This is a genomic window from Pseudacidovorax sp. RU35E (genome assembly GCF_900156165.1).
Classification (GTDB): Bacteria; Pseudomonadota; Gammaproteobacteria; order Burkholderiales; family Burkholderiaceae_C; genus Xenophilus.
In genome coordinates this window covers 1-17,055 of the sequence record NZ_FTMY01000004.1, presented here as the reverse complement: position 1 = coordinate 17,055, position 17,055 = coordinate 1, and the positions used below count along the sequence as shown (strand labels likewise).

Here is a 17,055-nt window from a genome sequence, read left to right as displayed (position 1 = left end):
AGCCACCATGTCCGACACAACCCCCAAGAAAAAGCTGCGCTCCACCGAGTGGTTCGGCCACAACGACAAGAACGGCTTCATGTACCGCAGCTGGATGAAGAACCAGGGCTTCCCCGACCATGAGTTCGACGGCCGCCCCGTGATCGGCATCTGCAACACCTGGTCGGAGCTGACGCCCTGCAACGCGCACTTCCGCAAGATCGCAGAGCACGTGCGGCGCGGCGTGTACGAGGCGGGCGGCTTTCCGGTGGAGTTCCCGGTGTTCTCCAACGGCGAGTCGAACCTGCGGCCCACCGCCATGCTCACGCGCAACCTGGCGGCCATGGATGTGGAAGAGGCCATCCGCGGCAACCCCATCGACGCGGTGGTGCTGCTGGCCGGCTGCGACAAGACCACGCCCGCGCTGCTGATGGGCGCCGCCAGCTGCGACGTGCCGGCCATCGTGGTCTCGGGCGGGCCGATGCTCAACGGCAAGCTCGACGGCAAGAACATCGGCTCGGGCACCTCGGTGTGGCAGCTGCACGAGTCGCTCAAGGCCGGCGAGATCGACCTGCACAAGTTCCTCTCGGCCGAAGGCGGCATGTCGCGCTCGGCCGGCACCTGCAACACCATGGGCACGGCCTCCACCATGGCCTGCATGGCCGAGTCGCTGGGCGTCACGCTGCCGCACAACGCCGCCATTCCGGCGGTGGACGCGCGGCGCTATGTGCTGGCGCACCTGTCGGGCCAGCGCATCGTGCAGATGGCCAGGGACGACCTCACGCTGTCGAAGATCCTCACCCGCCAGGCCTTCGAGAACGCCATCCGCACCAACGCGGCCATCGGCGGCTCGACCAACGCGGTGATCCACCTCAAGGCCATTGCCGGGCGCATCGGCGTGGACCTGGAGCTGGAGGACTGGACGCGCGTCGGCCAGGGCATGCCCACGCTGGTGGACCTGATGCCCTCGGGCCGCTTCCTGATGGAGGAGTTCTATTACGCCGGCGGCCTGCCCGGCGTGCTGCGCCGCATGGGCGAGGCCGGGCTGCTGCCGCATCCCGAGGCGCTGACCGTGAACGGCCACAGCCTGTGGGACAACGTGCGCGAGGCGCCCATCCACGACCCCGAGGTCATCCGCCCGCTGGACAAGCCCCTCATCGCCGACGGCAGCATCCGCATCCTGCGCGGCAACCTGTCGCCGCGCGGCGCCGTGCTCAAGCCGTCGGCCGCCACGCCGGCCCTGCTCAAGCACCGCGGCCGCGCCGTGGTGTTCGAGAACCTGGAGCACTACAAGGAGCGCATCGTCGACGAGAGCCTGGACGTCGATGCCGATTCGGTGCTGGTGCTCAAGAACTGCGGCCCGCGCGGCTACCCCGGCATGGCCGAGGTGGGCAACATGGGCCTGCCGCCGAAGCTGCTGCGCCAGGGGATCAAGGACATGGTCCGCATCTCCGACGCCCGCATGAGCGGCACCGCCTACGGCACCGTGGTGCTGCACGTGGCGCCCGAGGCGGCGGCCGGCGGCCCGCTGGCCATGGTGCGCGATGGCGACTGGATCGAGCTGGACAGCGACGCCGGCCGCCTGCACCTGGACATCTCCGACGAGGAATATGCGAGCCGCATGGCTGACGTGCAGAAGAGCCTGACGCCCCCGGGCGGCGGCTACCGCAAGCTGTACGTGGAGCATGTGCTGCAGGCCGACGAGGGGTGCGACCTGGACTTCCTGGTGGGCTGCCGCGGCGCCGCGGTGCCGCGCCATTCGCACTGAGTCTTCACCCCTTCACATCAGCACAGACGCGACCCGCCCATGGCCCATCCCGCCACTCCGTACCGCGGCATCTTCCCGGTGGTGCCCACCACCTTCACCGAGAGCGGCGAGCTCGACCTGCCCAGCCAGAAGCGCGCACTCGACTTCATGATCGACGCCGGCGTGGACGGCCTGGCCATCCTGGCCAACTTCTCGGAGCAGTTCTCGCTGTCGGACCAGGAGCGCGAGGTGCTCACCCGCACCGCGCTGGAACATGTGGCCGGCCGCGTGCCGGTGATCGTCACCACCTCGCACTACGCCACGCGCATCTGCGCCGAGCGCAGCCGCCGCGCGCAGGACATGGGCGCCGCCATGGTGATGGTGATGCCGCCCTACCACGGCGCCACCTTCCGCGTGCCCGAGGCGCAGATCCAGGCCTTCTACCAGCAGGTGTCGGACGCCATCGACATTCCCATCATGGTCCAGGACGCGCCGGCCAGCGGCACGGTGCTCGCCCCCGCCTTCCTGGCCCGCATGGCGCGCGAGATCGAACATGTGTCGTACTTCAAGATGGAGACCGCCGGCGCCGCCAACAAGCTGCGCGAGCTGATCCAGCTCGGCGGCGATGCCATCGAAGGCCCGTGGGACGGCGAAGAGGCCATCACGCTGCTGGCCGACCTGCATGCCGGCGCCACGGGCGCCATGACCGGCGGCGGCTTCCCGGACGGCATCCGCCCCATCCTGGAGGCGCACCGCCGCGGGGACATGGATGGCGCCTTCGCGCTCTATCAGCGCTGGCTGCCCCTGATCAACCACGAGAACCGCCAGGCCGGCATGCTGGCCGCCAAGGCGCTGATGAAGGAAGGCGGCGTGATCGCCTGCGAGGCGCCGCGACATCCGCTGCCGCCCATGCACCCGGCCACGCGCCGCGAGCTGATCGACATCGCGCGGCGGCTGGATCCGCTGGTGCTGCGCTGGGGGCGGTGAGGGGCGGGGCGTTGCGGGGCGCCCCGCCGTCGCCGCTAGTGGTAGTCCTGCTCCAGCTGATGCCTCACGGCCAGGATCAGGACGGTCGCGGGATCCGCGATTTCGTAGAGAAGAACATAGCCGCTGGCCCCAAACGGAACGATCAGCTCGCGACGCAGCCCAGTGCCGTGGGCCGTCTTGCGGTAGATGAACGGAGTCCTGGACAGGTGCAGTTGCGCAGCCGATTCGATGGCTGCGATGGCGCGCTCCGCCAGATCGAGGTCTTCCGCCGTCTTGGCCCGGTCGATCAGGTATTGGAAGAGTCTGAACAAGTCCGCTCGGGCCTGCGGCGCGAACAACACGGCGAAGGTCATCGCGTCTTGGCTTGCGCAATCCCCAACTGCTTGCGCCGGCTCTCCAGACGCTGGCGCATTTCGCCGATGACCTCATCGGCGGCATGCGCCACACCGGTTCGCGAATACTCCTGCCACGCCGCCTCGCCCCGGGCGTAGAACTCCGCCTCGGCGCGCCGGTACGCAACGGCGCTGCGCACGCTGTCTTCGATGAATCCGGACAACGACTCCCCGTCGCGAAGCAGGGACTCCAGATCGGCGCGCAGCTCCGGATCGACACGCACCTGAGGAAGGATGGCTGACTTCATCCGAAAATTGTGCTTCAAATGTGTTGCACGGGCAAGGCGTCGAGGCCCGCCCGATGGTGGCAGGCTTCGGCAGACCGACGCGGAGAGATGGCTCCGCTGGTGCTGCGCTGGGAGCGCTGAGCAGCGCCCCATCCGGCAGTCTCAGCCGCGCAGCAGGCGCCGCAGCAGCTTGCCGGTGCCCGTGGCGGGCAGGGCTTCCAGCAGTTCGAGCTGCCGCGGCACCTTGTAGTGGGACATGTTCTCGCGCGCCCAGGCCAGCAGCGCGTCCCGGTCGAAGGATCCGGCGCCCGCCGAGGGCACGACGAAAGCCTTCACCACCTCGCCCTTGTCGGCATCGGGCACGCCGATCACGGCCACCTGGGCCACATCCGGATGCAGGATCAGGATCGACTCCACCTCTTCCGGGAAGACGCTGTAGCCCGACACCTTGATCATCTCCTTGACCCGGCCGATGAAGCTGAGGTAGCCCTGCGCGTCGAGCCGGCCGATGTCGCCCGTGTGCACCCAGCCATCCCGCAACACCTCGGCGGTCGCCTCGGGCCGGTTCCAGTAGCCATGGAACACACCCTGGCTGCGCACCACGATCTGTCCGCTCTCGCCCACCGGCACCGGCTCGCCGGCGTCGCCGAGGATGCGCAGTTCCACGCCCGGGCCCGGCACGCCGTTGGTGCCCCAGCGCACGGCATCGCGCGGCATCAGCACATCGTTGGTGTGGGTCTCCGACAGGCCATAGCCCGCCTCGTACACCAGGCAGTCGTTGGCGAAGGCGCTCCAGCGTTCGGCCAGCTCCTGGGTCAGCTTGATGCCGAAGCTGGTGGCCATGGTGGTCTTCAGACTCGACAGGTCGAACCCGGCCGCGCCGGGCGCCTTCATCGTGGCCTCGAGCATGGGCGCCATGGCGTACCACCACGTCACGCGGAAGCGCTCGATGCTCTGCAGCACCGCCAGCGGGTCCATGCGGTTGAGCAGCACGATGGTGGCGCCGGTGTAGGCCAGCAGCGTCACGCCGCAGATCATGCCGGCGATGTGGTAGACCGGCGCGACCGCGAGCATCGTGTCCTCGGCGCGGATGCCGAACATCTGCGCGCCCACGGCCGTCTTGTAGAGCGCGTTGCGGTAGCTCAGCATCGCGCCCTTGGGCATGCCGGTGGTGCCCGAGGTGTAGGTCATGAGGGCCACATCGTCCATGCCGAGCGCGGGCCGCGGCGGCTGGGGATGCGTCTCGGCGGTGGCTTCGCCGAAGTCGACCACGCCCTCGGGCAGCGGCGTGCGTGCCAGCAGCTCCGGCGGCACCTCGACCTGCGGCTCGGACGGCAGCAGGTCGGCATAGCGCACTGCATACACATGGGGCACCGCCACCCGGTCGCGCACCGACATCACGATGGGCAGCAGATGGTCCGCCACCACGAGGGCCTTGGCACCCAGGTCGCCCACCTGGTAGGCGAACTCGTGCGCCTTGAACATGGGGCTGCAGGGGCTGACGATGGCCCCCAGCTTCTGGATGCCGAAATGCGCCACCAGGTACTGCGGGCAGTTCTGCAGGAAGAGCGCGACCCGGTCGCCCGGACCCACGCCCGCCCGGTGCAGCGTCTGCGCGAAGGCGTCGCTCATGCGGTCGAGTTCGGCATAGCTCAGCGCCCGGCCGTACCAGACGATGGCCGCCTTGTCGGGCTGGTGGCGCGCATGGGCACGCAGGTATTCGTGCAGCGGCTGTTCGCCGAGTGGATAGTCGATGGGGGGCTGGCTCATGGATACCTTCTCAGAGGCCCAGCACGTGCTTGGCCATGATGTTCTTCTGCACTTCGGTGCTGCCGCCGTAGATGGTCATGGCCCGGCAGAACTGGTAGCTCGCCACCGGCCCCAGCGCATGCTCGGGCCCCAGCAGCGGCGTGTCGCCGTCGCCGAACAGCCAGCCGGGCTGGAAGCGCTGCGCATCGGGTCCGCTGGCCATCACCCGCAGCTCGGTGATGCGCTGGGCGATCTCGGTGCCCCGGATCTTGATGAAGGACGAGGTGCCCGGCGCCGCCGCCTGGCCCGCCTGCGCGTCGGAGAGCAGGCGCAGCAGCCCGATCTCCAGCGCCTTGAACTGCGCCTCCACCTGTGCCAGCTCGCGCGCGAAGGCGGGGTCGTCGATCAGCCGGCGGCCGCCACTGCCCACCTCGGCCGCCACCTCGCGCAGGCGCGCGAGCTCCTGGGTGATGAAGCGCAGGTTCGCGTTCTCCACCCGCTCATGCGCGAGCAGGAACTTGGCGTAGGTCCAGCCGCGGTCGACCTCGCCGATGAGGTTCTCGCGCGGCACGCGCACGTCGTCGAAGAAGACCGCGTTGAGGTAGTGCCGGCCGTCCATCATGCGGATCGGCTGCACCTGCACGCCCGGCGTCTTCATGTCGATCAGCAGGAAGGAGATGCCGGCCTGCTTCGGCCCCTCGGTGCTGGTGCGCACGAGGCAGAACATCCAGTCGGCGAAGTGCGCGTAGGAGGTCCAGATCTTCTGGCCGTTGACGAGGAAGTGATCGCCCCGATCCAGCGCCTGCGTCTTGAGCGCGGCGAGGTCCGAGCCGGCACCCGGCTCCGAATAGCCCTGGCACCACCACACGGAGGAGTCGCGGATGGCGGGCAGGTGCTTCGCCTTCTGCGCCTCGGTGCCGAAGGTGTAGATCACCGGCCCGACCATCGCGGGGCCGAAGACCTGCAGCTCGGGGCAGTGCATCTCGCCGGCCACGCGGTTGAAGATCAGCGTGTGCAGGGCGCTCCAGTCCAGGCCACCCTGGGCCCGCGGCCAGGCGCCGGTGAACCAGCCGCGCCGGGCCAGGATCTGCTGCCAGCGCATGAAGTCGTCGCGCGCCAGGGTGCGGTCCAGCCGCACCTTCTCGCGGATGTCCGCCGGCAGTTCGGCGGCAATGAAGGCCCGCACCTCAGCTTCGAAGGCGCGGTCCTGGTCGCTCAGGCGGAGGTCCATCGTGCGGGCCTCACTGCGCCATGTAGCGCTCGGCATGCCAGTCGGCGTCGCCGAAGCCCAGGCGGATCATCGACAGGCGCTTGAAGTAGTGGCCCACGGCCAGTTCCTCGGTCACGCCCATGGCACCGTGCATCTGCACCGCCTCCTGCCCGACCAGCCGGGCCGTGCGGTCGATCTCCATCTTGGCGGCCGACAGCGCGCGGCGGCGCGCCGGGGCATCGGCCTCGCGGAGCATCAGCGCCGCGTACAGCGCCATGGACCGCGCCTCGTCCAGCGCGATGGTCATGTCGACCATGCGGTGCTGCAGCGCCTGGTTGGTGCCAATGGGCCGGCCGAACTGCTGCCGGGTCTTGAGGTAGTCGAGCGTGGTGTCCACCAGCACCGCCATGGCGCCGACCGCCTCGGCGGCAAGCGCGGCGATGCCGTGGTCGACCACCCGCTCCAGCGCATCGCCCACCTCCGTCCCGTCGGCCGGCACCAGCCGGCGCGACGCATCCACCGTCACGCCGTCCAGGTGCAGGTCGGCCGCGCGCTGCCCATCGTGCATGGCGTAGGCCGTGCGCGACAGCCCCGGCGCATCCGCATCGACCACGAAGGCCTGCAGCCCGGTGCGCTCCCCGGGCGCGCCCGCACTGCGGGCGATCACCACCAGAGCCTCGGCGCAATCGCCGCCGTAGACCAGGGTCTTGGCGCCATCCAGGCGCCAGACGCCGCCTTCCTGGCGTGCCGTCGCGGCGATGTGGAAGGGGTCGTAGCGCGAGCCCGGCTCGGCATAGGCCAGGGCCAGGCGCAGCTCGCCGGCCATCATGGGCTGTAGCCATTCGGCCTTCTGCGCCTCGCTGCCGATCAGGCTGAGCAGGCCGCCGCCCAGCACCACGCTGGCCAGGTAGGGCTCGAGCAGCAGGCCGCGGCCCACGCCCTCCATGACGATGCCGGTGTCCACCGCATCGCCGCCGATGCCGCCCTCGGCCTCGGAGAAGGGGATGGCCAGCCAGCCGAAGTCGGCATAGCGGCGCCAGCAGTCGGCGTCATGGCCAAGCTCGCTGGCAGCCACGCGCCGCCGGTGGCTGAAGTCGTAGGCCTCGCGCACGAAGCGCTCCACGCTCTCGCGCAGCTGGTGTTGTTCGGGGGTGTATTGCAGGTCCATGGTCGGTGTCGCTCGGCAGTCACAGCGCCAGGTAGCGCTGCTGGATCTCGGGATGGCGGTCGAAGGCGGCCCAGTCGCCCTCGAAGACGAGGCGGCCGGTGTCGATGACGTAGACGTGGTCGGTGCAGCGGCGGGCGAACCAGATGTTCTGCTCGCACAGCAGGAGGGCCACGCCGTTGTCGGTGCAGCTGCGCACCAGGTCGTGGGCCATCTCCTCCACGATGATGGGCGCCAGGCCCTCGGTGGGTTCGTCCAGCAGCAGCAGGCGCGGGTGGGCGGCCATGGCCCGCGCCACGGCCAGCAGCTGCTGCTGCCCGCCGCTGAGCTGGCCGCCGTGGCGCTGCAGCAGGCTGGCCAGCATGGGAAAGCGCTGCACGATCTCGTCCACCGGCACGGCGGGCCGGCCCGGACCGGCGCCATAGCGGGCCATGGCGATGTTCTCGGCCACGGTCAGGTGGGTGAAGATGCGCCGGTCCTCCGGCACCAGCGACAGGCCCAGCCGGGTGCGCCGGTGCGTGGGCAGCGCGGCCAGGTCCTGCCCGTCGAAGCGCACGGTGCCGCGCACGCGCGGCCCGGCATTCATGACGCTCTTGAGCAGCGTCGACTTGCCGGCGCCATTGCGGCCCAGCAGCGCCACGCGCTGGCCGGCCGCCACCGACAGCCGCAGGCCGAAGAGGATGTGGCTGTCGCCATAGAAGGCGTCCAGGTCGCGCAGATCAAGCATGGACCATCTCCTTGCCGAGGTAGACCTCGCGCACCCGCGGATCGGCCCGCACGGCCTCGACGCTGCCGGTGGACACCACCTCGCCGTAGTTCATCACCATGATCCGGTCGGCCAGGCCGAAGACCACGTCCATGTCGTGCTCGGTCATCACCACGGTGATGCCGCGCTCGCGCTGCATGCGGGCGATGAGTGCCGCCACGTCCGCCCGGTCGCTCGGGGACATGCCCGCGGTGGGCTCGTCCAGCATCAGGATGGCAGGCCGGCCCGCCAGGGCGATGGCGAATTCCAGCCGCTTCTTGTCGCCATGCGACAGGAAGCGCGCGCCCTGCTGCGCATGCCCGGCGAGGCGCAGATCGGCCAGCAGCGCCATCGCTTCGTCCCGGATGTCGGGCGACGGCGCGCAGCGCCGCCACGAGCCGAGCGGCTCGCCGGTGTGGCGCCGCCGCGCCTCGATGGCGACCACGACGTTGTCCAGCACATCGAAGTCGGCGAACACCCGCGCCACCTGGAAGGTGCGGCCGAAGCCGCGGCGCACCCGCTCGTGCGACGGCAGGCGGGTGACGTCCTCGCCCTTGAAGCGGATGCTGCCGCCGTTGCAGGCGACCTCGCCCGTCATCACCCGGAACATGGTCGTCTTGCCCGCACCGTTGGGGCCGATGATGGCGAACACCTGCCCGGGCTCCACCGCCAGGCTGACGCCGCGCAGCACCTCGATGGGGCCGTAGTTCTTGCGCACCTGGCTCACTTCCAGCAGGGCGCCGCTCATGGCGTGCCTCCCGCGCGCAGCGGCTGGCCGGCGGCCCGGGGCGCCGGCTGCGACTCCGGCGGCGCGGGGCTGCGGGCGCGCTCGCCCCACAACCGGGCCTCCAGGCTGCGCCACAGGCCCACCGCCCCGTTCGGCGCCAGCAGGATGATGGCCAGCAGGCCGCAGCCGACGATCAGCTCCGACAGCCCGACCAGGGTGCGCGTGGCATAGGCGATGGCGGCGAACAGCCCGGCCCCCACCACCGGTCCCCAGAAGGAGCTGACGCCACCGAGCAGCGTGTTGAGCATCGGCTGGGCAGAGGCCAGCCAGTGCACCTCCTCCACCGTCACGATGCGCGACCAGGGCGCATACAGGCAGCCGGCCACCGCGGCCACGGCGCCGGAGATGACGAAGGCGGCCAGCCGGTAGCTGGCCACCGGCGTGCCCATGAAGGCGGCCCGTTCCGGGTCCTGGCGGATGGTCTGCAGCGTGCGCCCGAAGCGGCTGTGCAGCAGCCACCACAAGGCGCCGGTGATCAGCACGCAGGTCGCCAGCAGGAACAGGTAGTAGGCGTTGGAGCTGCCCAGGTCCACGCGCAGCAGCAGCAGGTCGAGCACCGGCCGCGGGATGTCGGTGATGCCGTCCTCGCGCCCCAGGAAGGCGCTGAAGCCGATGACCAGCCGCAGGGCCTCGGCCAGCGCCACGGTCAGCACCGCCAGGAACACCCCGCTCATGCGACGCAGGGCCAGCACGCCGATCAGCCAGGCCGCCGCCGCACCCAGCAGCGCGGCGCCGCCCATCACGAGCAGGAAGGGCACGCCGGCCACATGCCGCAGCGCCAGTGCCGTCAGGTAGGCGCCGATGGCGAAGAAGCCCGCATGGCCGAAAGAGACCAGGCCCGTGTAGCCGAAGAGGATGTTCCAGGACAGCGCGAACACCACCTGGATCAGCACCGTGCCCACCACATACAGCGGACCGGCGCCCACCCACCAGGGCAGCGTCGCCAGCAGCAGCACCAGCGCCGTGCCCAGCGCCTGCCAGACCGGGCGCGGCACACGCGGACGGTGCAGGCTGCCGCCACTGCCGGCCTCGTGGTGGCCGGCGTCCTGGCTGCCCACCGCCGGGAACAGGCCACTGGGCTTGCACAGCAGGAAGATCGCCAGCACCACGTACACCGCCAAACCCGGCACCTGCGGCAGCAGCACGGTGTTCAGGCTCTGCACCAGCCCCAGCACCAGCGAGCCGATGAAGGCGCCGCGGATGTTGCCGAGCCCCCCGATGATGACGGCGAAGAAGGCATACATGAGGTAGGAATCGCCCAGGCCCGTCGACAGGCTCTGGTTGGGCAGCAGCAGCCCGCCCGCCAGTCCGGCGAGCATGAAGCTGGCCATCACGCTGAGCGCGACGCCGAAGGACACGTTCAGCCCCAGCACGCCCGACATCCACGGATCGGCCGCCAGCGCCTGCATGAGCTTGCCGAACCACAGGCGGTGGATGGCGATCTCGAGCAGCACGTAGATCACCAGGCCGGCCGCGATCACGAAGATCTGGTAGGCCGAGAAGAACAGCCCGAAGGGATTGAGCGGCTGGTCCAGCCCCGGCGGCGGGTTGACGGAGAAGAAGTCCACTCCCCACACCAGCTTGGTGACGCCGGTGCACACCATCATGAGCGCGAAAGTTGCGATCAGCACATAGTGCGGATCGACATGGCGCAGGCGGCGCAGCACGAGCCGGTCGGTGACCAGCCCCAGCACCGCCACCACCACGCCGCCCGCCAGGGCAGCCAGCAGGAACATGCCCAGCGACTGGACGTCGCGGCCCATGACCGAATAGGCCGTGTAGGCGCCGATCATGAAGAAGCCGCCCTGCGCCATGTTGAGCAGCCGCAGCAGCCCGAAGATGAGCGTCAGCCCGGCCGCCACCAGGAAGATCGCCATGCCGAAGGCGGCGGCATTGAAGAAGGCGAAGAGGATCTCGTTGGCCATCGCGTCAGGCCTCGTACTTGCGGCCAGGCGACGGCGGCTCGACGATCTCGGATTCGTCCAGGCGGATCACCTGCTCCAGCCCATAGCCGGGCGCCGCCTCGCGCGCGCCGATCTTCGCGAAGTAGGCATAGCCGATGCCCTGGTGGTCTTCCTTGCGGATGCGGTAGGGGCCGGCCGCCGTGTCGAAGGCCAGACCCTCCAGCGCCGGGATCACGGCCTCGGTCTCGGTACTGCCCGCCTTCTTCACCGCATTGAAAAGCGCCAGCGCCGAGCGGTGCGAAGCCTGCACGATGCCCGGCACATGGGGCGTGCCGGTGACCTTGACGATGTACTCGGACAACTGGCGGCTGAGCGGGTACTGGCTCTTGAAGGGCTCCAGCTCGGGCGCCCAGAAGCTCACGCCCCACAGGTTCTGCGGCGTGGAGCGGCCCATGGCCTTGGCGATCATCAGCTCGGTGCCGGCCTCGCCGATCACCTTGAAGCGCCGGTCCATGCCCACGGCGCGGCCCTGCTGCAGCAGGCTCACGCAGGGCGCCGCCGTCAGGCCCACGAACAGCCCCTCGGCGCCGGAGTTCATCAGGCTGTTGATCTCGACCTTGTAGTCGGCCTTGTTGAGCGAGGCATACACCGGCTCCAGCACCTTGGGCGCCGTGCCGCCGGCCTTGGCGGCCCGCTCCACGCCCAGCCGGAAGTAGCGCGCCATGTCGCGGCCGTTCTCGCTGTCGGGCAGGATCAGCGCCCAGCTGCCCACCTGCGGGAACTTGGTGGCCAGCATGTTGCCGATGCCGCCGAAGAGCATCAGCGCGTTGGACGCCACGCGGAAGAAATGGCGGCTGAAGTTCTCGTGCGTGACCGACATCACCGTTGGCGCAGGCGCCGCCACGACGGCCTTGAGCTCGGCCAGGATCGGCGCGATGGCCAGGGCCATCGGCGACTGGCCGGCGCCGACCGACAGGTTGACGCCCTCGCCCGCCAGCTCGCGCACGGCGGCCACCGCGCCCGCGCTGGTGAACTTGTCGTCGCGCACCACGATCTCGATCGGCCGGCCGAGCAGGCCGCCCTGGTCGTTCCATTGCATCTGGGCGGCGCGGATGCCGGCCAGCCAGTTGGCGCCGGCCTCGGCGCCGATGCCGCTCATCGGCAGCATGGCACCGATGCGCACCGGCCCGGGCTGTGCGCGCACCCAGGGCGCCGCCGTCGCGGCCAGCACGGCACCTGCACCGGCGGCCTGGATCAGGGTTCTGCGTTGCAAGGACATGGTGCTGCTCCTCACATCGACAGCGGCTTGCCGGGGCTCGGCGGCTCGGCCACGTCGGCCTCGCGGTAGGCGATGGCATCGACGATGCCGTAGCCGGGGTCGGCCTCGCGGGCGCCCACCTGGGCGATGTAGGCCTCGCCCAGGCCCTGGTGATCTTCCTTGCGGATGTGGTAGCGGCCCACCGCGGTGTCGAACTCCAGGCCTTCGAGCGCGGCGATGACGGCGTCGGTGTCGGTGCCGCCGGCCTTCTCGATGCCGTTGAACAGCGCCAGCGCGCAGCGGTGGCTGGACTGCACGATGCTGGGCGGATTGCGGTCGCCGGTGAGCTTGACGTAGTCCTCGTACAGCGCGTTGCTCATGGCATGGCGGCGGCCGGCCTCGGTGCCCGGCACCCAGTAGCTGATGCTCCAGAGATTGGCCGGCGTGGACTTCTGCATCGCCTTGGCGATCATCAGCTCGGTGCCGGCATCGCCGATCACCTTGAACTTGCGGTCCATGCCCACGGCGCGGCCCTGCTGCAGCAGGCTGATGCAGGGCGCCGCGGTGAGACCGACGAACAGCCCCTGCGAGGGCGCGTTCATCAGGCTGTTGATCTCCACCTTGTAGTCGGCCTTGTTGAGGCTGGCGAAGACGGGGTCGAGCACCTTGACCGTGCGGCCGGCCTTCTGCGCGGCTCGCTGCACACCGACGCTGAAGAAGCGCGCCATGTCGCGGCCGTTCTCGCTGTCGGGCACGATGCACGACCAGGTCTGCACTTCCTTGAAGCGGTCGGTCAGCATGTTGCCGATGCCGGCGAAGGCGATGTAGGCGTTCCACGACAGCCGGAAGAAGTTGCGCTGGAAGCCCTCGTGCGTGAGCGACATGACCGTGGGGCACGGCGCCACCATCAGGGCCTTGAGCTCGGGCAGGATCGGCGCGGTCGCCAGCGCCATCGGCGATTGCGAGCCGCCGATGAGCAGGTTGACGCCGCTGCCGGCCAGCTCGCGCGCCGCGGCGACGGCGCCGGCACTGCTGAACTTGTCGTCGCGCACCACCAGCTCCACCTGGCGCTTGAGCACCCCGCCCTTGGCGTTCCACTGCGCCACGGCCACGCGGGCCCCGGCCAGCCAGGCGGCGCCCGCCTCCGCGCCGATGCCGCTCATGGGCAGCATCAGCCCGATGCGCAGGGGTCCGCCCTGGGCCCGCACGGGGCGGACCCCGACGCTGCCGAGGACGGCAGCGGCCGCAGTCGCCTGAAGAAAGTGACGTCGATCGGTCTTCATCGCATGTCTCCTGTTCCGCCTGGTGATCGGCGAGATTTGTTATAACAGATTTGCGATGGTGAGCAGGCACGGCTTTGCTGTCACCGGCATTAACCCCTAAGGGTCGGCGGCAGCGGGCGAAGCAAGGCGGCGGCCATGGGCCGCGCAGGCATGGGGGAACGCAGGCGCGAGTGCGCCCTCAGCGGGCGTAGCAGCTCAGCATCACCGAGCGCAGCCAGCGGTTGGCCGCGTCGTTGTCGGTGCTGGCGTGCCAGTACAGGTAGGCGTCCATGGAGGACAAGGGTGCCGGCATCGGCAGCACCTGGTTGCCGAAGGTCTTGTTGACCATGTGGGCGTAGCTCTCGGGCATGGTGAGCACCAGGTCGGTCTGCGACACCGTGCGGCAGGCCGCGAAGTAATACTGGCAGCGCAAGGCCACCTGCCGCTGCATGCCCAGACGGCGCAGCTCGATGTCCTCGAAGCCCGGCCCCTGGCGCCGCGTGGTGACCAGCACATGCCGCTGTGCGAGGTAGGTGTCGATGTCCACGCTGCCCTGGATGGCCGGGTGACCCTGCCGCGCGACCACGGCCGCGCCGTCGACCGTGATGCGGGTGAACTTGACCGCGTCCGACACGGGCAGCAGCACGTCCACGGCGAGGTCGAGCGTGCCGGCCGCCAGCTCACCCTCGAGGCTGCGACGGCTGGCACGCACACTGGCCACCTCGACGCCTGGTGCCTCGCCGGCCAGCGTGCGCATCAGCGGCGGCATCACGGTCGACTCCATGAAGTCGCGCAGCCCGATCACGAAGCGCTTGGTGCTGGTGGCCGCATCGAAGCTCTGGGTGTCGTTCAGCAGCGAGCCCAGCGACTGCAGCGAGCCGCGCAGCGGATCGATGATGCGCTTGGTCAGTGCCGTGGGCACCATGCGGTGGCCCTGGCGTTCGAACAGCGGGTCGTTGAAAAGATCGCGCAGCCGCGCCAGGGCATGGCTGATCGCCGGCTGCGTCAGGTGCAGCTTGTCGGCGGCCTTGGTGATGCCGCCCTCGGTGTAGATCGTGTCCAGCACGACCAGCAGGTTGAGATCGACCCTCGAAATATGCATGGACTGTATCGGCGGGCATGCCGCGCTTTCATTGGGCAGCACGGGCCGGGGCGCTTAGCCTTGGCGGCCCCCGATGATGCCCGCAAGCGGGGCGCCCTGCATGCCCACCGGAGACAGCCCTTGCCCCTGAACGACACCCTTGCCGACACCACCGCCGTGCGTGCCGGCCACCAGCTGGACGAAGAGGCCCTGCGCGCCTGGTGGATCGACCATGTCGACAGCAGTGCCCGCCAGCGCTTTGGCCTGGTCCAGTTCAAGGGAGGGCAGTCCAACCCCACCTTCCTGGTGGAGACGCCGGGCGGTCGCTACGTGCTGCGGCGCAAGCCCGCCGGCACGCTGCTGCCCTCGGCCCACGCCGTGGACCGCGAGTTCCGCGTCATGCAGGCGCTGGCCGGCAGCGGAGTCCCGGTGCCGCGGGTGCATGCGCTGTGCACCGACGCGGCGGTGATCGGCACCATGTTCTACGTGATGGACTGCGTGCCCGGCCGCATCCTCTGGGACCCGCACCTGCCCGACATGGCCAGCAGCGAGCGCACCGCGCTCTACGACGACATGAACCGCACCCTCGCCGCCCTGCACGAGGTGGACGTCGCGGCGGTCGGCCTCGCCGACTACGGGCGCACCGGCGGCTACATCGCCCGGCAGCTGGACCGCTGGACCCGCCAGTACCGCGCCAGCGAGACCGAGCCGATCGAGGCGATGGAGCAGTTGATCGCCTGGCTGCCGCGCCATCAGCCTGCCGACACGGGCACGCGCCTGGTCCATGGCGACTTCCGGCTGGACAACCTGGTCTTCGCGCAGGACGCGCCACGCGTCGTGGCGGTGCTGGACTGGGAGCTGTCGACGCTGGGCGACCCCATGGTCGACTTCGCCTACCACTGCATGGCCTGGCGGCTGCCACCCTCGGTGCGCGGGCTCGGCGACCTGGACGCGGCGCAGCTGCAGGCGGCCGGCATCCCGACCGTGGCGGCCTACCTGGCGCGCTACTGCGAGCGCCGCGCCCTGCCCCGGGTCGACGCGCAGACCTGGCGCTTCTACGAGGCCTTCAACCTGTTCCGCGCCGCCGCCATCGCCCAGGGCATCATGGGCCGGGCCCTGGCCGGCAACGCGGCCAGCAGCGAAGCCCTGCAGGCCGGCCGCCAGGCCCGGCAGCTGGCCGAGCTCGGCTGGCACGGCGTCGGCCAGGACGCCTGAGTCGCCCACCGCGCATGGACGCCGCCCGCCGCCTGCCCCGGCTTCGATTCGCGCGGCTGCGCATGACCGATCCCGCCGTGGCCCGCGCACTCTTCGCGGACCTGCTGGGCTGGGCCCCCGCCCACGCGCACGATCGCCTGGCCTTCCATGGACCCGGCCTCAGCGTGGAGGTGTCGACACCCGCCGATCCCTTCGCCACCCCGGGCGCCCCGGACCTTCTGGGTTGGCAGGTGCCCGATCTGCTCGACTGGCAGCGGCACTGCCACCGCCAGGGCCTCAGCGTCACGGACGGCGGCCTGCTCGGCCCCGGCAGCGCCCTGCAGCTGGCCGCCGGGGAGACGGGTGGCTGCACACTGGAGTTCAGCGAGCGGATGGAGGGCCGGTGCGCCCCGCCCAGCCTCCCCTCCGACGGCCGGCCCGGGCCGGGTCCGCATTCGCTGGCAGCCATCGAGCTGCGCGTGCGGGCGCCGGAACGGGTGGCCGCACATTGGGGCCGGCTGCTCGGCCTGCCGATCGTGCGTCAGGACGGGCTGCCCGCCGTGGTCACCCCCTGTGGCGCGCTGTGCTTCCTGCCGGCGCAGGAGCAGGCCGACGCCGGCATCGACGGCCTGCGCATGCGGCCCGCCGAGGCGGGCCTGCTGTCACGCTGGAGCCGCCAGCTTGCGCTGGGACGCCTGCCGGCCGGCCATTGGATGGCCGGCGGCCTGAGGCTGCGCTGCGACTGAGCCCGTGCCGCGGCGCGGCCGGCCGTCACCTTCAGGCGAATCCCCGGCCTTCGGCGACGAGTCGGCGGATCAGCCCCGCCGGCTCCCAGAACTTGGCGTCGTCGTTCGGGTTGCGGCCGAAGCGCTGCATCGCCTGCACCACGTTGAACAGCCCCTGCTGGGTGGCGTAGTGCATCGGGCCACCGCGGAAGATCGGGAAGCCGTAGCCGGTGATGTAGACCATGTCGATGTCGCTGGCCTTGCTGGCGATGCCGTCTTCCAGGATGTGTGCGCCCTCGTTCACCAGCGAATACACCAGGCGCTGCACGATCTCCTCGTCGCTGATCTTGCGCGGCGTGATGCCCAGTTCCTTGCGGTGCGCGACGATCATGTCCTCCACCAGCTTGGACGGGATCGCGTCGCGCTTGCCAGCTTGGTAGTCGTACCAGCCGGCGCCCGTCTTCTGGCCGAAGCGGCCCAGCTCGCACAGCTTGTCGGCCGTGCGGCTGTACTTCATGTCGGGCTGCTCGACCGAGCGGCGCTTGCGGATCGCCCAGCCGATGTCGTTGCCGGCCAGGTCGCCCATGCGGAAGGGGCCCATGGCGAAGCCGAACTTCTCGATGGCCTTGTCCACCTGCGCTGG

At 70.3% G+C, this 17,055-nt stretch carries 16 protein-coding genes; 4 read left to right on the top strand and 12 right to left on the bottom strand.

Annotated features, from left to right (window positions below; all coding sequences use genetic code 11):
• Positions 1-7: 7 nt before the first annotated feature.
• Together BXA03_RS07820 and BXA03_RS07815 are read left to right on the top strand one after the other, a co-directional pair.
• A complete protein-coding gene (locus BXA03_RS07820) occupies positions 8-1,747 on the top strand; it encodes an IlvD/Edd family dehydratase (RefSeq protein ID WP_076505862.1) in 1,740 nt (579 codons plus the stop codon).
• Between the two features lie 39 nt (positions 1,748-1,786).
• On the top strand, positions 1,787-2,713 hold the full coding sequence (locus BXA03_RS07815; protein WP_076505859.1) for a dihydrodipicolinate synthase family protein: 927 nt from the start codon (positions 1,787-1,789) through the stop codon (positions 2,711-2,713).
• 35 nt (positions 2,714-2,748) lie between these two features.
• On the opposite strand, the gene BXA03_RS07810 is transcribed toward BXA03_RS07815, so the two are convergent.
• From BXA03_RS07810 to BXA03_RS07760, 11 genes are all read right to left on the bottom strand, one after another.
• Positions 2,749-3,066, bottom strand: coding sequence for a type II toxin-antitoxin system RelE/ParE family toxin (locus BXA03_RS07810; RefSeq protein WP_076505857.1), 318 nt, complete (start codon positions 3,064-3,066; stop codon positions 2,749-2,751).
• Complete coding sequence (locus BXA03_RS07805; RefSeq protein ID WP_076505855.1) at positions 3,063-3,353, bottom strand: YlcI/YnfO family protein; 291 nt, start codon at positions 3,351-3,353, stop codon at positions 3,063-3,065. The genes BXA03_RS07810 and BXA03_RS07805 overlap by 4 nt, the downstream gene beginning before the upstream one ends.
• A 141-nt stretch (positions 3,354-3,494) precedes the next feature.
• Entirely contained in the window at positions 3,495-5,102 is a 1,608-nt protein-coding gene (locus BXA03_RS07800) for an AMP-binding protein (RefSeq protein WP_076505853.1), read from the bottom strand.
• A gap of 10 nt (positions 5,103-5,112) precedes the next feature.
• Positions 5,113-6,312, bottom strand: coding sequence for an acyl-CoA dehydrogenase family protein (locus BXA03_RS07795; RefSeq protein ID WP_076505851.1), 1,200 nt, complete (start codon positions 6,310-6,312; stop codon positions 5,113-5,115).
• A 10-nt stretch (positions 6,313-6,322) separates the two neighbouring features.
• On the bottom strand, positions 6,323-7,459 hold the full coding sequence (locus BXA03_RS07790) for an acyl-CoA dehydrogenase family protein (protein ID WP_076505849.1): 1,137 nt from the start codon (positions 7,457-7,459) through the stop codon (positions 6,323-6,325).
• 19 nt (positions 7,460-7,478) lie between these two features.
• Complete coding sequence (locus BXA03_RS07785; protein ID WP_076505847.1) at positions 7,479-8,183, bottom strand: ABC transporter ATP-binding protein; 705 nt, start codon at positions 8,181-8,183, stop codon at positions 7,479-7,481.
• Positions 8,176-8,949 carry an ABC transporter ATP-binding protein gene (locus tag BXA03_RS07780; RefSeq protein WP_076505845.1) on the bottom strand — a complete coding sequence of 258 codons (774 nt, stop codon included), beginning with the start codon at positions 8,947-8,949 and terminating at the stop codon, positions 8,176-8,178. Before BXA03_RS07780 ends, BXA03_RS07785 begins: the two co-directional genes overlap by 8 nt.
• Entirely contained in the window at positions 8,946-10,913 is a 1,968-nt protein-coding gene (locus BXA03_RS26995; RefSeq protein ID WP_076505843.1) for an ABC transporter permease, read from the bottom strand. Before BXA03_RS26995 ends, BXA03_RS07780 begins: the two co-directional genes overlap by 4 nt.
• Before the next feature lie 4 nt (positions 10,914-10,917).
• Positions 10,918-12,171, bottom strand: coding sequence for an ABC transporter substrate-binding protein (locus BXA03_RS07770; RefSeq protein WP_083715947.1), 1,254 nt, complete (start codon positions 12,169-12,171; stop codon positions 10,918-10,920).
• A gap of 11 nt (positions 12,172-12,182) precedes the next feature.
• The gene (locus tag BXA03_RS07765) at positions 12,183-13,433 is read right to left on the bottom strand and encodes an ABC transporter substrate-binding protein (RefSeq protein ID WP_076505841.1); all 1,251 of its coding nucleotides are present in this window, start codon (positions 13,431-13,433) and stop codon (positions 12,183-12,185) included.
• Between the two features lie 178 nt (positions 13,434-13,611).
• Positions 13,612-14,514, bottom strand: coding sequence for a LysR family transcriptional regulator (locus tag BXA03_RS07760; protein ID WP_076505839.1), 903 nt, complete (start codon positions 14,512-14,514; stop codon positions 13,612-13,614).
• A 120-nt stretch (positions 14,515-14,634) separates the two neighbouring features.
• Here BXA03_RS07760 and BXA03_RS07755 point away from each other — a divergent pair, with 120 nt between their 5' ends.
• Both BXA03_RS07755 and BXA03_RS07750 read left to right on the top strand, forming a co-directional pair.
• Positions 14,635-15,708: a phosphotransferase gene (locus BXA03_RS07755; protein ID WP_076505837.1), complete on the top strand. Its 1,074-nt coding sequence runs from the start codon at positions 14,635-14,637 to the stop codon at positions 15,706-15,708.
• Between the two features lie 14 nt (positions 15,709-15,722).
• On the top strand, positions 15,723-16,433 hold the full coding sequence (locus tag BXA03_RS07750; RefSeq protein ID WP_076505835.1) for a hypothetical protein: 711 nt from the start codon (positions 15,723-15,725) through the stop codon (positions 16,431-16,433).
• Positions 16,434-16,464: 31 nt separating this feature from the next.
• Here the strand turns inward: BXA03_RS07750 and BXA03_RS07745 are convergent.
• Positions 16,465-17,055 (bottom strand): 3-hydroxyacyl-CoA dehydrogenase family protein (locus BXA03_RS07745; RefSeq protein ID WP_234983629.1); only part of this gene is annotated, 591 nt, incomplete at its 5' end.

Excerpts from the sequence above, each read along its gene's own strand:
- BXA03_RS07810 (WP_076505857.1), bottom strand. The coding sequence starts at position 3,066 with ATGACCTTCGCCGTGTTGTTCGCGCCGCAGGCCCGAGCGGACTTGTTC.
- BXA03_RS26995 (WP_076505843.1), bottom strand. The coding sequence starts at position 10,913 with ATGGCCAACGAGATCCTCTTCGCCTTCTTCAATGCCGCCGCCTTCGGC.
- BXA03_RS07785 (WP_076505847.1), bottom strand. The coding sequence starts at position 8,183 with ATGCTTGATCTGCGCGACCTGGACGCCTTCTATGGCGACAGCCACATC.
- BXA03_RS07750 (WP_076505835.1), top strand. The coding sequence starts at position 15,723 with ATGGACGCCGCCCGCCGCCTGCCCCGGCTTCGATTCGCGCGGCTGCGC.
- BXA03_RS07805 (WP_076505855.1), bottom strand. The coding sequence starts at position 3,353 with ATGAAGTCAGCCATCCTTCCTCAGGTGCGTGTCGATCCGGAGCTGCGC.
- BXA03_RS07780 (WP_076505845.1), bottom strand. The coding sequence starts at position 8,949 with ATGAGCGGCGCCCTGCTGGAAGTGAGCCAGGTGCGCAAGAACTACGGC.
- BXA03_RS07770 (WP_083715947.1), bottom strand. The coding sequence starts at position 12,171 with ATGTCCTTGCAACGCAGAACCCTGATCCAGGCCGCCGGTGCAGGTGCC.
- BXA03_RS07820 (WP_076505862.1), top strand. The coding sequence starts at position 8 with ATGTCCGACACAACCCCCAAGAAAAAGCTGCGCTCCACCGAGTGGTTC.
- BXA03_RS07790 (WP_076505849.1), bottom strand. The coding sequence starts at position 7,459 with ATGGACCTGCAATACACCCCCGAACAACACCAGCTGCGCGAGAGCGTG.
- BXA03_RS07795 (WP_076505851.1), bottom strand. The coding sequence starts at position 6,312 with ATGGACCTCCGCCTGAGCGACCAGGACCGCGCCTTCGAAGCTGAGGTG.
- BXA03_RS07765 (WP_076505841.1), bottom strand. The coding sequence starts at position 13,433 with ATGAAGACCGATCGACGTCACTTTCTTCAGGCGACTGCGGCCGCTGCC.
- BXA03_RS07815 (WP_076505859.1), top strand. The coding sequence starts at position 1,787 with ATGGCCCATCCCGCCACTCCGTACCGCGGCATCTTCCCGGTGGTGCCC.
- BXA03_RS07760 (WP_076505839.1), bottom strand. The coding sequence starts at position 14,514 with ATGCATATTTCGAGGGTCGATCTCAACCTGCTGGTCGTGCTGGACACG.
- BXA03_RS07800 (WP_076505853.1), bottom strand. The coding sequence starts at position 5,102 with ATGAGCCAGCCCCCCATCGACTATCCACTCGGCGAACAGCCGCTGCAC.